13 protein-coding genes and 1 riboswitch are annotated in these 14,825 nt (G+C 28.7%); of the genes, 12 read left to right on the top strand and 1 reads right to left on the bottom strand.

Annotated features, from left to right (window positions below):
• Positions 1–325 precede the first annotated feature (325 nt).
• Positions 326–1,927: a ClC family H(+)/Cl(-) exchange transporter gene (locus NT01CX_RS08650; protein WP_039243185.1), complete on the top strand. Its 1,602-nt coding sequence runs from the start codon at positions 326–328 to the stop codon at positions 1,925–1,927.
• 60 nt (positions 1,928–1,987) lie between these two features.
• On the opposite strand, the gene NT01CX_RS08645 is transcribed toward NT01CX_RS08650, so the two are convergent.
• A complete protein-coding gene (locus tag NT01CX_RS08645; RefSeq protein ID WP_187146710.1) occupies positions 1,988–2,584 on the bottom strand; it encodes a superoxide dismutase in 597 nt (198 codons plus the stop codon).
• Between the two features lie 167 nt (positions 2,585–2,751).
• Here NT01CX_RS08645 and NT01CX_RS08640 point away from each other — a divergent pair, with 167 nt between their 5' ends.
• The 11 genes from NT01CX_RS08640 to NT01CX_RS08590 all read left to right on the top strand — a co-directional run bounded on the left by NT01CX_RS08640 (position 2,752) and on the right by NT01CX_RS08590 (position 14,764).
• Complete coding sequence (locus NT01CX_RS08640; protein WP_011722685.1) at positions 2,752–3,051, top strand: hypothetical protein; 300 nt, start codon at positions 2,752–2,754, stop codon at positions 3,049–3,051.
• Between the two features lie 278 nt (positions 3,052–3,329).
• On the top strand, positions 3,330–4,601 hold the full coding sequence (locus tag NT01CX_RS08635) for a uracil-xanthine permease family protein (protein WP_011722684.1): 1,272 nt from the start codon (positions 3,330–3,332) through the stop codon (positions 4,599–4,601).
• Positions 4,602–4,782: 181 nt separating this feature from the next.
• On the top strand, positions 4,783–6,273 hold the full coding sequence (locus tag NT01CX_RS08630) for a spore germination protein (protein WP_011722683.1): 1,491 nt from the start codon (positions 4,783–4,785) through the stop codon (positions 6,271–6,273).
• Positions 6,257–7,369 carry a GerAB/ArcD/ProY family transporter gene (locus tag NT01CX_RS08625; RefSeq protein WP_011722682.1) on the top strand — a complete coding sequence of 371 codons (1,113 nt, stop codon included), beginning with the start codon at positions 6,257–6,259 and terminating at the stop codon, positions 7,367–7,369. The genes NT01CX_RS08630 and NT01CX_RS08625 overlap by 17 nt, the downstream gene beginning before the upstream one ends.
• 5 nt (positions 7,370–7,374) lie before the next feature.
• Positions 7,375–8,502, top strand: coding sequence for a Ger(x)C family spore germination C-terminal domain-containing protein (locus NT01CX_RS08620; RefSeq protein WP_011722681.1), 1,128 nt, complete (start codon positions 7,375–7,377; stop codon positions 8,500–8,502).
• A gap of 81 nt (positions 8,503–8,583) precedes the next feature.
• Positions 8,584–9,450: a methionyl aminopeptidase gene (locus tag NT01CX_RS08615; RefSeq protein ID WP_011722680.1), complete on the top strand. Its 867-nt coding sequence runs from the start codon at positions 8,584–8,586 to the stop codon at positions 9,448–9,450.
• Between the two features lie 199 nt (positions 9,451–9,649).
• Positions 9,650–10,966: an aspartate kinase gene (locus NT01CX_RS08610; protein ID WP_011722679.1), complete on the top strand. Its 1,317-nt coding sequence runs from the start codon at positions 9,650–9,652 to the stop codon at positions 10,964–10,966.
• Between the two features lie 96 nt (positions 10,967–11,062).
• A riboswitch (SAM riboswitch) is annotated at positions 11,063–11,170 on the top strand.
• Between the two features lie 72 nt (positions 11,171–11,242).
• On the top strand, positions 11,243–12,199 hold the full coding sequence (locus NT01CX_RS08605) for a methionine ABC transporter ATP-binding protein (protein ID WP_011722678.1): 957 nt from the start codon (positions 11,243–11,245) through the stop codon (positions 12,197–12,199).
• Positions 12,199–12,837 (top strand): methionine ABC transporter permease, encoded by a 639-nt coding sequence (locus NT01CX_RS08600; RefSeq protein ID WP_011722677.1) that lies wholly within the window; start codon positions 12,199–12,201, stop codon positions 12,835–12,837. The genes NT01CX_RS08605 and NT01CX_RS08600 overlap by 1 nt, the downstream gene beginning before the upstream one ends.
• A gap of 37 nt (positions 12,838–12,874) precedes the next feature.
• Positions 12,875–13,693, top strand: coding sequence for a MetQ/NlpA family ABC transporter substrate-binding protein (locus NT01CX_RS08595; protein ID WP_011722676.1), 819 nt, complete (start codon positions 12,875–12,877; stop codon positions 13,691–13,693).
• Positions 13,694–13,852: 159 nt separating this feature from the next.
• Positions 13,853–14,764, top strand: a complete 912-nt coding sequence (locus NT01CX_RS08590; RefSeq protein ID WP_011722675.1) for a branched-chain amino acid transaminase — start codon at positions 13,853–13,855, stop codon at positions 14,762–14,764.
• Positions 14,765–14,825: the final 61 nt, after the last annotated feature.

The following is a 14,825-nucleotide window of genomic DNA, read 5'->3' as shown; positions in this document are numbered from 1 at the left end:
TATGATTATAATGCCAAATGCAAAAAATCCAAAGTAAGTTTTAAATTTTTTATTAAATTTTTTTAAAAAAATTAAGAAATAATAAGTGAATAAATTGTAAAATAGTTGATATCTAGATATAAATTTACATATATTATAATAGAATTATTTTTAAGGAAATAAATAATATATAATATATCGAAGTAATAACATTAAAATAATTGGTATATTTATATCAAAGAGATTTTATATTTAAATATGTAGTTATAGTTGATAATAAGATTTTTCATGTTTATAATTAAAATTGTATGTGTAAATTTAGAAATAGAGGAGTGAAAAGTAAACAGTGGAGGGAGAAAATAAAAACGGAACATATAACACCTTAATGCATTGGCATGATTTTAGATTAAAGCTTGTGCTTGAGGGTGCTGCTGTAGGTTTTTTTGCAGGATTAATTGTAGTTTTGTATAGATTTGGTGTAGAAACTATATGGAATTTTACAAGAAAACACTTTGTAGAAAATGTACATACTATGACTACAGTTGTTTTATGGTTTTTTATATTTATTGTTATTGCTTTAATAATAGGACAAATTGTAAAAAAAGAACCTATGATTTCAGGAAGTGGAATTCCTCAAGTAGAGGGAATATTACTTAGAAAATTAAAAATGAATTGGTTTACTGTTATTATAGGAAAATTCTTAGGTGGTATATTAGCCATTGGTGGAGGATTATCTTTAGGTAGAGAAGGTCCTTCAATTCAAATAGGAGCTTCTGTTGGACAAGGTTTTAGTAGAATTTTTAAAAGAATTAATGTAGAGGAAAAGTATCTAATAACTAGTGGAGCTAGTGCTGGACTTGCAGCTGCTTTTAATGCACCACTTGCTGGAGTAATGTTTGCACTAGAGGAAATTCATAAGAATTTTTCACCTTTAATATTAATTTCTGCAATGTCAGCATCACTTACCGCTGATTGCGTATCTAAAAAGTTCTTTGGGTTAAGACCTGTTTTTGATTTTCATCTTATTAGCCCTATACCTTTGAAATATTATTTGTATCTTATTATTTTAGGAATTATAACAGGGGTATTCGGTGTTGCCTTTAACAAGATGATTTTAAAAACTCAAGACATTTATGGAAAAGCTAAGTGGTTAAAGCCGGAGTTTAGAGCTATAGTGCCTTTTGGTGTTGCAATAATATTGGCCTTAGTTTATCCAAATGGATTGGGTTCAGGACATGGACTTATCATGCATCTTTTCCATGAAAACTGGACTTTAAAAATGTTACTTGTAATTTTAATAGTTAAGTTTTTCTTCACAATGATTTGTTATGGATCAGGTGTACCAGGTGGTATATTTTTGCCGTTGTTAATTATAGGTGCAATAACGGGAAATATATATGGAGAAATATTAGTTAAACTAATAAATCTAGATCCTATGTATATTAGAAATTTTATTGTTTTAGCTATGGCGGCATATTTTACTGCAATTGTAAGAGCACCTATAACTGGAAGTATTTTAATAACAGAGATGACAGGCTCTTTTAGTAACTTACTTTCTTTAAGTGTAGTTTCAATTGTGGCTTATGTAGTTGCAGATGCATTAAAATCATCACCTATATATGAATCCTTATTGGAAAGATTTATCTCTAAGAATAATAGTGGAGAAAATAAGTTTATTGGTAATAGTTCAAACAAGGTATTACTAGAAGTGGCAGTTTGTCTTGGAACTTCTTTAGAACAAAAGAAGATAAAAGATATAAAGTGGCCTGAAAGTTGTCTTCTTGTAGCAATTAAAAGAGGACAAAAAGAAATAATTCCTAGAGGAAATACAACTATTTTTGCAGGGGATTATATTATAGTTCTTGTAGATGAAGACAAGGCATCTGATATAAGAGAAGTTTTAGTGGATATGGCAGCAGAACCTTTAATTGAAAAAAGTAATAGTTAAGAAGAAAAAAATAATAAAAAATGCTAGGGCAGATAGCTCTAGCATTTTTTATTATTTTTATTATTTATTTATTGAATTTAAATATCTTTCATTAACTATGTTCCAATTAACTATGTTCCACCAAGCTTTTATGAAATCAGCTCGTCTATTTTGATATTTTAAATAGTATGCATGTTCCCAAAGATCTAGTAATAAAAGAGGAGTAGCTCCAAGTATAGCTAAATCTTGATGTTTTTCAATTTGAAGAATCTCTAATTTTTCAAATCTAGGAATCCAAACAAGAGCACACCATCCAGATCCTTCTACAGCTGCAGCTGCTGCACTAAACTGATTTTTGAAATTATCAAAGTTACCAAAATCTTTGTTGATTCTGTTTATAATTTCACCAGTTGGTTCAGATCCACCAGGAATCATATTTTCCCAGAATAAAGTGTGAAGAATATTTCCAGCTCCATTAAATGCTAGTTCTCTTTCCCAATGTTTAATTGTAGAAAAATCACCAGATTCTCTTGCTTCCATAAGTTTTGTTTCAGCTTTGTTTAATCCATCAACATAAGCTTGATGATGTTTATCATGATGAATTCTTACAGTTTCTTCATCATAATATGGTTCTAAAGCATTATAATCATAAGGTAGGTTTGGTAATTTAAACATAATTTATCACCTCATACAAATTTTATTTATAAATTAATAATAACACATTATTGGAATAATTAATAGTAATTATTAAAAAATATTTTTTATCAAAAGAAAAAAGTGGTATTTTATAAAGAATAATCATATATTATATTATTATCTTTATATTTTTATTAGAGGTGAGGAGGATGGGAAAGTTTAATAGTGTTAAACGAAAAATATATTTTAAAATATATAAAAGACGTGAAAATACAAATATAACAAAAATTATTAAAAATAGTATGTATGTTAAACAAAATATAAATAATGAAAGTGTAATTGGATATATAAAGTTTATAAATGAAATTGATATACCTAGTAGAAATTTATGCAAGAATATAATTATAGAAACTTATAAAGAAATAAAGAAAAACATAAATGTAAAAGATAGTATAAAATCAGATTTAAGAATTTTATTAGAGTGTAAAGGAGTAAGTTTCATATATTAGGAATAGATAAAAAATTTGTATTGAAAAATTTGTTTGAAAATGGTACAATACTAAAAAAGAAAAGATAATCTTTAATACGGTCCAGAGAGGCTGACAAGATTGATAGTTTAGCTATGTTTGTATTTATATTTAAGATAACTCAAACTTCTTGTCAGTAGGCAAGAGGTTTTTTTATTATATGATTATTTTAAAGATAACTTTTTAAATCAGTCCAGTGAGGCTGAAAAAAGGAGAAGATGAATTTCTCCTTAGAATAAAAAATATAAGGAGGTTTTTTTATGTCTGAAAACACAATTTTAAAGGAAAATGTTCAAATCAAGGGAACATCAAAGACATTACAAGTAGGAAAGAAGATGATATTAGCACTTCAACATTTAATAGCTATGTTTGGAGCAACAGTCTTAGTACCAATTCTTACAGGATTTGATCCTTCAATAGCACTTTTATCAGCAGGAATAGGAACATTGATATTTCATCTATGTACAAAGAGAAAAGTTCCAGTATTCTTAGGTTCATCTTTTGCATTCATAGGAAGTATAATAATGGTTAGAGACAAGTTTAATGGAGATTTAGCATATGCACAAGGCGGAATTATGATAGCTGGTTTCATATATATAATAATGTCTCTTATAGTAAAGAAAATAGGTGTAGACAAAATAAGAAAAGTATTACCTAATCATGTAGTAGGACCAATGATAATAGTAATAGGTTTAACTTTAATACCAACAGCTTTTGACATGGCATCAAATAGCTTTGTAGTTGCAGGGTTAACTCTTGCAATAGCACTTATTATAACTTTAAAAGGAAAAGGATTCTTAAAACAACTTTCAATATTAATAGCTGTAATAGTAGGATATTTAGTATCACTTAAACTTGGAATAGTAGATACAAATATAATAGCTAATGCACCACTTGTATCAATGCCGAACTTTAGATTACCTAAATTTAATATGGGCGCAATTTGTATAATAGCACCAGTAGTACTTGCAGTATTCATGGAACATATAGGAGATATAACTACAAACGGAGAAGTTGTAGGAAAGAATTTTATAGAAGATCCAGGTCTTCATAGAACTTTACTTGGAGATGGACTTGCAACTTCAGTTGCAGCACTTATAGGAGGACCTGCAAATACAACTTATGGAGAAAACACAGGGGTTCTAGCTATAACTAAAAACTACAATCCACAAATTTTAAGAATTACAGCTGTATTTGCAATATGTCTTGGATTTATAGCTAAGATAGGAGGATTCTTAAGATCAATACCAGTTCCAGTAATGGGCGGAATAAGCTTAATGTTATTTAGCATGATATCAATAATAGGATTTAAAACATTAGGTAAAGGCAAAGTTGAGTTTAATGTGAAAAATATAATTGTAATAGCTACTATAATAATAGTAGGTCTAGGAACAAGCTATGTTGAGAAATTTACAGGGGTTACATTAGGAATTCCAGTAACAGCTGGTGTAAAAATAACAGGATTAAGCTTAGCAGCCATTGTTGGAGTAATTTTAAATATAATAATAAATAAACAAAGTAAAGTAAATTAGTTTAGAGAATAAGTAAAAAAGAATAATGTAAATAATTTAAAAGGTATCTTAAAATGTTAGAAAACTATCATTTTAAGATACCTTTTTTATTTGTATATAGAAATATTAATATATGAATTCAATAAAGGATTTTAAGAATAAAAGTTGTATACTGTGGAATATTAAATTTAGGTGATGATATGTGAAAAAAAATAATGCTATAGTAAATAATGTTATAGAAAGACTAGGAATTGAGTCACAAGTTGTAGTTAAGGATATTATAATTGGAAAAACAAAAAAAATTCCTGCCTATGTAATATATGTGGATGGAGAAGCTGATAAAAATCTTATAAACAAGACGGTATTAAATCCATTAATGTTAGAAGTAAATGAGGAACTTGAATTAGAAGAAAATCTCCCAGATTATCTGTGCAAAAGGTATATACCTAGTAGTGATACAAAAATTACAACAGATTTAGATGAACTTTCTAAGAGTATAAGAACAGGAAATACAGGAATTATAATTGATTACTTAAAAAGCTATATTATAGTTAGCAGTGTAGGAGGACAACACAGGGGAATTTCTGATTCTATAAACGAGTATTCAGTAAAAGGTACTAGAGAAAGTTTTGTGGAAAATATTCAAACTAATATAAGCATTATGACTAGAAGAATAAAAGAAAAAGGATTAACTATAGAAAATTTCAAAGTAGGAAAAAGATCACAAACTGATTTAGCAATTATGTATATAAAAGATTTAGTAAATGAAGATGCATTAAATACATTAAAACAAAGATTAAATAAGATAGACATTGATTCAATAAACTCTAACGGAGTATTAGAACAGTTTATTGAGGGAGAGACATATTCAATATTTCCACAAGTTTTTAATACAGAAAGACCAGACATTGTAGAGGCAAATTTAATGGAAGGAAGAATTGCAGTAATTTTAAGTGGAGTATCACAGGTAATTACAGTTCCAGCTTTATTTGTGGAATTTTTTCATGGAGTTGAAGATTACACACAAAGATTTTGGGTGTCAAACTTTACAAGAATACTAAGGTTTTTAAGCATTCTTGTAATAGTAACATTACCATCAATATATTTAACAGTTATAAAATTTAATGTTGAATTAATACCTGTGCAGTTTATAATTCCAATAAACCAATCAAGAGTAGGAATTGCCCTTACTCCATTTACAGAAATACTCTCCATGGAAATAATAGTGGAGCTTTTGCGTGAAGGTGGTATGAGATTACCTTCTAAAATAGCTCAAACATTAAGTATAGTTGGAGGTATAATTATAGGCCAAACTGCGGTGGAAGCAAAAATCGTAAGTCCACCTACAGCACTTATTGAAGGCATAACAGTAGTATCTACATTTTTAATACCGAATTATGATATGTCACTCGCCATAAGATTATTGCGATTTGTAATGCTTATATTAGCAAATTTTTTGGGTATATTTGGAATAGCAATAGGATGGTTTTTAATAATTACTCATTTATATAGATTAGAAACTTTCAATGCGCCGTATTTTTCAATGAAGAAAGAATTGTTAAAAGATAGTTTCATAAGAACCTCACTGAAAAAGATGAATAAGAGACCTGAAAATATAGAAAAAAATAATATCATAAGGCAAGGAAATATTGAAGTGAAAATTAGGGGTAAAACAAATGGAAAACGAAAATAGTTTACTAGATGAACATGATATTTATTATTTATGTATGAGCAGTATTATTGGAATAGGATTTTTTAAATTATCTCATGATATAGTTAAGATGGTAGGACAAGATGGCTGGATACCTAACATATTAGGTATAGTTTATCCATGCTATATAGCGGCTATATCTGTTTATATAATGAAAAAATTTCCTAATGATAATATTATCTCCATAGGGAAAAAATATTTTGGAAATGTGTTTGGAACCATACTAGGGTTAATTTATATGATGGAATTTATTATGTTAATACCAAGTATTACATCAGGATTTACAAATGTATTAAGGGTATATGCTGTAACATTTTTACCTAGAATTAATATAATCATTTGCATAGTTGCAGTTGCATGGTATTGTTCCTTATCGGGAATAAAAAATATTGCGAGGATGTCTAAACTAATAATTATTATATTCATAATACCTATAGTTATTTCAATAGGAGCATTAAAAAGTGGTAGTATATTAAATCTTCAGCCTGTTTTTCAATCAAGTGTAAAAAATATAGTTAAATCCACATTTTTAACTATATTTCAGTATTCAGGAATAGAATTTTTGGTTTTGATTCATCCGTATTTCAAAAATAAAAAATCACCACAAAAGCCTATATTTAAAGCTATATTTACATTAATGATAATATACACTTGGATAGTATTTATAAGTATATACTATCTAGGACCTGAATTAGTGCCAAAAGCTTCATGGCCATTTACCTTAGTTACTGAAAGTATAGTTGTACCAGTAATAAATAATTTTAGATTTGTTTTTGTATCTTTGTGGTCCATAGTAATGATAAAAACTGCGTCAAACTATTATTATTATGTATGTCTTGGAATAAAATCTAATTTGGGAATAGAAAATAAAGTAGTGGCTGTAGGTTTATTTCCTATTACAATAATTATTGCGATGCTTTATAAAAATGAAATAACTAGAAGGTATATAGGAAATTTAATAATAAATTCTACTGTAATATTTAATGTAGTGTATTTAACTGTAATTTTTGCAATAACATATATGAAAGAAAAACAAAAGCTAAATACTCATAAAAAAGTAGAGAACAAAAGGACTTGATTATTATGAAATATTCCTTAATAAAGAAAGTTTATTTAGTCATAGGATTTTTGATTTTTATTATTTCATATGTCACTAATATAAATAAATTTGTAGCTATAGAAAATCTAGATATTCCAATAGCAATAGGATATGATTTGAAAGGTGGGAGTACAAAAAATCCAATATATAGTGTATCTATAGCTGTATATCAATTTTTAACTGGAAATCAACAACTTGATACAATAGTTATTGGTGGAGATGCAGAGAGTATAACAAATACTAGGGAAGATAGGCAAACAAAGTCTAACAAAAAATTTATATTAGGAAGTGAAAAAGTATTACTTATAAATAAAGAAGTTGCAGAAAAATCTATTTATCCAATAGCAAATACTTTATTTAATAATACATATGCAAATGATACAGCACGTGTTGCTATTTTTAATGGAGACACCGAAGATGCTTTAAATTTTAAAGTAAGAGGATATAACAGTGCCGCGGATTATATACGAGGAATGATTGATAGCTCTGTAAATTATAATTTTTTTTCAGATAATTATAAGATGATAGATATTTATACAAGGCTAGTGGGAGAAGGGAGAAATGTAATACTACCTTATATAGAAATTAAGGATGGCATATTTCAAATGACAGGTGTAGCAATCTTTAACAAAGATAAGCTTGAATATGTTGTAAGTATTGGAGAAGCACAAGTTATTAATTTACTGCGAGAAAATAGGGTATCAGGAATTGTACATATAGAAGATAAAGATGGTCACAATACTAATCTTGATGGCATAAGTAGGAAAAAAGTAACTTGTAAAAAAGAAGGAGATAAATATAAATTTGATATAAATATACTTTTAGAAAGTGACATTATAGAAAATGAAATATATAAGGGAGTAACAAACAATCCAAATATCACAAAAAAGATAGAGAAAGATGCAGAAGAAGTAGTAAAAAGAGCCTCTGAAAAATTTATCACTAAAATGAAACAAGAGATTAAAGTTGATTGCTTGGAACTTGGAAAAGTTGCAGCGGCAAAGTATGGAAGAAAAACAGATATAGATTGGAACAAAGTTGTATGTGAATCTGAAATAAATGTAAATGTTAAAGTAAAATTAAGAAGAGTTGGAAGAGGTATGCTTAGATAAAAACTTCTATAAAATTGTTAAATATGAATAAAGTGATATAATTATATTAAAACAAATTAAAATATTATAGAAGGTGAATAAATGACTAAATTATCAAGAAATGATAAGTGCTGGTGCGGAAGTGGAAAAAAATACAAAAACTGTCATCTGTCTATGGATGAAAAATTAAGTGATTTAGAACTTAAAGGACTTATAGCCCCTCCAAGAAACCTTATAAAAACTCAAGAACAAATAGAAGGTATTAGAAAGAGTTGTCAGGTTACTAAAAAGGTTTTAGATATGGTAGCAGAAAGAATAAAAGAAGGTGTAACTACAGATGAAATCAATACATGGGTTCATGAGTATACACTAGAACTTGGAGCAGAACCAGCTCCACTTAACTATATGGGATATCCTAAAAGTGTGTGTATATCAATAAATGAAGTAGTATGCCATGGTATACCTAGTGACAGACCTTTAAAAAATGGAGATATAGTAAATGTAGATGTAACTAGTAGATTAAATGGTTATTATGGAGATGCTAGTAGAATGTTTATAATTGGTGATGCATCAAGTGAAGCCGTAAAACTAGTTGAAACTGCTAAAGAATGTTTAGATATAGGAATTAAACAGGTTAAACCATATTCTTGTACTGGAGATATTGGATATGCAATTGAAAAGTTAGCTAAGGAAAGAGGATATTCAGTAGTTCGTGAATTTGGTGGTCATGGTGTTGGAGTGGATTTCCATGAAGAACCTTTTATAGATCACTGCGGTATGAAGGATACTGGAATGGTATTAGTTCCAGGAATGACATTTACAATTGAACCTATGATAAATGAGGGAACTTGGAAATGTAAAGTTTTAGAGGATGAATGGACAGCTGTTACAGAAGATGGCAAATTAACAGCGCAATGGGAACATACTATTTTAGTAACAGAAGATGGTGTAGAAATATTAACTGAATAATTTCTAAAAATTAAAAGTCAATAATTAAAGTTTTTAAACAAACTGTAATATTAATATAAAGTATTAATATTACAGTTTTTTCTTCGAAATATTGTATTTTTATGATAATTTACAAAAAAATATTGAAAAAATCTCAATTTGTGATAAGATATTATGAATATATGCTATTAATGAATAAATTAAATTGGGGTGTTAAAATATGAATGATATTATAGTAGCTAAGTTTGGGGGCAGTTCATTAGCCAGTGCAGAACAATTTAGAAAGGTTAAGAAAATTGTTATGGAGGATAGTAACAGAAAGTATGTAGTTCCTTCAGCACCTGGAAAAAGAGATGACAATGATTATAAAATAACAGATCTTTTATATTTATGTCATGCTCACGTTGAGAATAGAATTTCTTTTGATGATGTCTTTAAAATTATTGAAGAAAGATATAAAGAAATAGTAAAGGAGTTAGGCTTATCAATAGATATAAATTTTCACTTAGTAAATATGAAAAAGATAATCTCACAAGGGGTAAGTGTTGATTATACAGTAAGTAGAGGCGAATATTTAAATGGTATAATACTTGCTAATTTTTTAGGGTATGAATTTGTAGATGCAGCTGAAATCATTGCATTTGATAAATATGGATGTTTTGATTCTGATAAAACTAAGGAATTAATTTCAAACAATTTAAAGAATATTGAAAGAGCTGTTATACCAGGATTTTATGGGGCTATGCCAAATGGAGATATAAAAACTTTTTCAAGAGGTGGATCAGACATTACAGGAGCTATAGTAGCAAAGGATGTTAAAGCTAAGTTATATGAAAACTGGACTGATGTTTCAGGATTTTTAATGGCAGATCCAAGAGTTGTGGATAATCCTAAGCCTATTGAAAAAATTACATATAAAGAGCTTAGAGAACTTGCGTATATGGGAGCATCCGTATTGCATGAAGAAGCTATATTCCCAGCTAAAGAAGGAAATATACCTATAAACATAAAAAATACAAATAGACCACAAGACAAGGGAACTTTAATAGTAAATGAAGTAAACTATAAAAATGGTGGAGGAAGAATTACTGGTATTGCAGGCAGAAAAGATTTTACAACAATTGTTATACAAAAAACTTATATGAATGCTGAAATTGGATTTGGTAGAAGATTACTTTCTGCATTGGAAACATATGGTATTTCTTTTGAACATATGCCATCTGGAATAGATACAATATCTATTGTAATAGATGATGCACAACTTGATAATAAGTTAGATAAGTTACTAGAAGAAATAAAAAGACAATGCAATCCAGATTCTATACATGTAATACCTAACATGGCCCTAATCGCCACAGTTGGAATGGGCATGGCAAAAGCAGTAGGTACATCTGAAAAAATATTCTCAGCTCTTGCTAAAAGTCATGTAAATATAGGAATGATAGACCAAGGTTCTAGTGAAATAAATATTATAATTGGTGTAGATGCAAAAGATTTTGAAACAGCTATAAAGTCTATTTATGAGGCATTTGAATAATTTATAGATATTTTTAAAAATTAAGGCTATTGACAAAAGAGGCATAAAATATTATAATAAATAACAGTTTAAAGAGAAAATTAAAAAAATTAATAAGTCTTATCAAGAGAGGTGGAGGGACTGGCCCTATGAAACCCGGCAACCAGTATACATTTTTAGTGTACAATGGTGCTAAATCCTGCAGTGTAAACTGAAAGATGAGGATAAGTAGGAAATTTATATGACCTAAGGATATCCTTAGGTCTTTATTTTTTAAATAAATTAGGGGGTGTTCAAATGATAGAAATAAAAAGTTTGGAGAAATATTTTGGAGATATTAAAGTTTTAGATGATATAAATCTTCATATACAACAGGGAGAAATATATGGAATAGTGGGTTACAGTGGGGCTGGAAAATCTACACTTCTAAGATGTATAAATGGTCTTGAAATATATAATTTTGGAAATGTTATAGTGGATGAAAAAGAAGTAAAAAGCTTAAATGAAAAAGAACTTAGGGAGTTTAGAAAAAATATAGGAATGGTATTTCAAAACTTTAGCTTATTAAGCAGAAAAAATGTTTGGAAGAATGTAGCCCTTCCTATGGAAACTTGGGGATATAAAAAAGAAGATATAAATAAAAGAGTAAAAGAACTTTTAGAATTAGTTGGACTTTATGATAAAGCTAATAGTATGCCAAAGGAATTAAGTGGTGGACAAAAACAAAGGGTTGCCATTGCAAGAGCATTAACTTTGAATCCTAAAATTCTCCTTTGTGATGAGGCTACATCAGCATTAGATCCTAAAACAACAAAGTCTATATTAGAGCTTCTAAAAGAAATAAATAAAAAACTTGGGATTACTATTGTAATAGTAACTCACCAAATGGAAGTTATAAAGGAAGTTTGTACTAAGGTTGCAGTAATGGAAAAAGGAAAATTAGTACAATCAGGGGATGTGGATAAGCTATTCTTAAACCCAACAAAGCAAATGAAAAAGCTTTTAGGAGAGGAAGAAGTACTTCCGGAGGAAGGAATAAATATAAAGATATTTTTTCCAAAAGAATTAAGTCAAAACTCAATAATTACATCCATGGCAAGAGAACTTCAAATGGATTTTTCAATTGTTTGGGGAAAACTTGAAAAGTTTAATAAAGGAGTTTTAGGAAGCTTGGTTATAAATATTAAAGAAGAACAAAGAGATCAGGTGTTTAATTACCTTGGAAATCAAGACATTCATTGGGAGGTGTTATAATGTCAGATATATTATTACCAGCACTTTTAGAAACATTATATATGGTTTTAATATCTACGGCTTTAGCTATAGTAGTAGGATTTATACCAGCAATTATCATGATTATTACATATAAAGATGGACTTAAACCTAATGAAGCTGTATACAAAGTTTTAGATGTTATTGTAAATGTATTAAGGTCTTTTCCTTTTATAATTTTAATGATAGTGTTGATACCTTTAACTAGATTTATAGTTGGAAAATCAACAGGAACAACAGCAGCTATTGTGCCACTAACTATAGGATGTGCGCCATTTGTAACAAGAATTATAGAGTCATCACTTAAAGAAGTAGACAAGGGAGTTGTTGAAGCTGCAAAGTCTTTTGGAGCTAGTACATTTCAAATAGTATTTAAAGTAATGTTAAAAGAAGCGTTACCATCAATTGTATCTGGAATGACATTAACACTTATAAGTATGGTTGGTTTCTCTGCTATGGCAGGTGTAATTGGCGCAGGTGGACTTGGTGCTGTAGCTATGAACTATGGATATTATGCTTTTAAAAATGATGTTTTGATAGTTACAGTAATAGTTTTAATAGTTTTAGTTCAAGCGCTACAAAGTATAGGAACATTTATATATAAGAGAGTAACAAAATAAATTTAATATATAAACAATATTTAGGGGGTAAATAAATATGAAAAGAAGAATATTATCAGTATTACTTGCAAGTACAGTAATTTTAGGGGCAGTTTCATTAGTTGGTTGTGGAGATAAAAAATCAGCTGAGAATAATGGCAAAAAGACTACAATAGTTGTAGGGGCATCTCCAAAGCCACATAAAGAAATATTAGAAAAGGTAAAACCTATTTTAGAGAAAAAGGGATATAAATTAGAAATCAAAGAATTTACAGACTATGTAATACCAAATACTGCTCTTGAAGAAGGGGAAATAGATGCAAACTTCTATCAACATCTTCCTTATTTAGAACAATTCAATAAGGAAAAGGGAACTCATTTAACATCTGTAGCAAAAATACATTTAGAGCCTATGGGTATCTATTCTAAGAAAGTGAAGGATGTTAAAGAAATAAAAAATGGTGCTACAATTTCAGTTCCCAATGATCCAACTAATGAATCAAGAGCTTTAAGATTATTAGAAAAACAAGGATTATTAAAGTTTAAAGAAGGAGAACTTATTACTAAACTTGATATTACTGAAAATCCTAAAAACATAAAGATACAAGAAATAGAAGCAGCACAACTTCCAAGAACATTATCTGATGTAGATGCATCTGTAATAAATACTAACTATGCATTACCAGGTGGATTAGATCCTCTAAAGGATGCTCTTGCACAAGAAGATAAAGATTCTCCTTATGCTAATATTATTGCTGTAAAAGAGGATAACAAAGATAAGGATTATATAAAAGCGTTAAAGGAAGCTGTAAATTCTGAAGAAATAAAGAAATTTATAGAAGAGGAATATAAAGGAGCAATAATTCCATCATTTTAATTTAACATTATACAAAAAAACTGTCGAAGTAAATTCGACAGTTTTTTCAATATTAGCATAAAATTGACATGAAAAAGCTGTAATGCTATAATTAAAAAAATTCTGTAAATTTTAATTTGTAGAATTTTAAGACATCAATTGTTATAAGGAGGATAAGCGATGAGGGATTCGTATGTATTCTATCAGGGCGATATTGTTAAGGAGGATACAGTAAGTATAGGTATAAGATCTAAAGCTTTTAATTATGGACTTGGATGTTTTGAAGGGATCAGAGCTTATTTAAATGAGGAAAATAATGAACTTTATGTATTTAGAATGAAGGAACATTATGAAAGATTGCTTCAATCTTGTAAAACCTTGAACATAAAAATACCTTATACTGTAGAAGAACTTATGGATATAACTGTGGAATTGCTTAGAAAAAATAATCTAAAAACCACAACTTACATAAGACCCGTAGCATATAAAGCCGGAGAATCTATAGCAACAACATTAATGGACAATGATGATCGTTTTTTAATTTATTGTAATCCTATGGGAGGATACACAGATAAGAAGGAGCTTAAAGCTGCAGTTACGTCTTGGATGAGAGTTGAAGACAACATGTTACCACCGAGAACAAAAGCTACAGCAGCATATTTAAATTCTGGACTTGCTTCACTAGAAGTTCTAAGAAAAGGATATGATGAAGCTATATTCTTAACAAGAAATGGACATGTATCAGAAGGAACAGCTGAAAATATCTTCATGGTTAGAAAAGGGCAATTAGTAACACCGCCACCTTCAGATAATATATTAGAAGGAATAACTAGAGATACTATAATGATACTTGCCAGAGAAGAACTTGGCCTTGATGTTGTTGAAAGAAGTATAACAAGAACAGAACTTTATTCAGCAGAAGAGTTATTCTTTTGTGGAACAGCAATGGGGGTAGCTCCAATTATTGAGGTGGATGATAGAATTATAGGTAATGGAAATGCGGGAAATGTAACAGAAAAATTGAGAAAGTTATACTCTGATATTTCGCAATGTAAAAATCCAAAATATTCTAAATTTTGCACCAGGATATGAGATTATGTAATAATAAAAAGTGATATTTATTGATAATATATATTTAAATTTATAATTTTAG

Source organism: Clostridium novyi NT (assembly GCF_000014125.1).
Taxonomy (GTDB): domain Bacteria; phylum Bacillota; class Clostridia; order Clostridiales; family Clostridiaceae; genus Clostridium_H; species Clostridium_H novyi.
The sequence above is the reverse complement of the archived record's forward strand: the minus strand, read 5'-3'. Positions and strand labels throughout refer to the sequence as shown.

Bases quoted from the DNA above. Each gene is read 5' to 3' on its own strand.
- NT01CX_RS08640 (WP_011722685.1), top strand. From the start codon at position 2,752: ATGGGAAAGTTTAATAGTGTTAAACGAAAAATATATTTTAAAATATAT.
- NT01CX_RS08635 (WP_011722684.1), top strand. From the start codon at position 3,330: ATGTCTGAAAACACAATTTTAAAGGAAAATGTTCAAATCAAGGGAACA.
- NT01CX_RS08625 (WP_011722682.1), top strand. From the start codon at position 6,257: ATGGAAAACGAAAATAGTTTACTAGATGAACATGATATTTATTATTTA.
- NT01CX_RS08620 (WP_011722681.1), top strand. From the start codon at position 7,375: ATGAAATATTCCTTAATAAAGAAAGTTTATTTAGTCATAGGATTTTTG.
- NT01CX_RS08615 (WP_011722680.1), top strand. From the start codon at position 8,584: ATGACTAAATTATCAAGAAATGATAAGTGCTGGTGCGGAAGTGGAAAA.
- NT01CX_RS08610 (WP_011722679.1), top strand. From the start codon at position 9,650: ATGAATGATATTATAGTAGCTAAGTTTGGGGGCAGTTCATTAGCCAGT.
- NT01CX_RS08605 (WP_011722678.1), top strand. From the start codon at position 11,243: ATGATAGAAATAAAAAGTTTGGAGAAATATTTTGGAGATATTAAAGTT.
- NT01CX_RS08600 (WP_011722677.1), top strand. From the start codon at position 12,199: ATGTCAGATATATTATTACCAGCACTTTTAGAAACATTATATATGGTT.
- NT01CX_RS08595 (WP_011722676.1), top strand. From the start codon at position 12,875: ATGAAAAGAAGAATATTATCAGTATTACTTGCAAGTACAGTAATTTTA.
- NT01CX_RS08590 (WP_011722675.1), top strand. From the start codon at position 13,853: ATGAGGGATTCGTATGTATTCTATCAGGGCGATATTGTTAAGGAGGAT.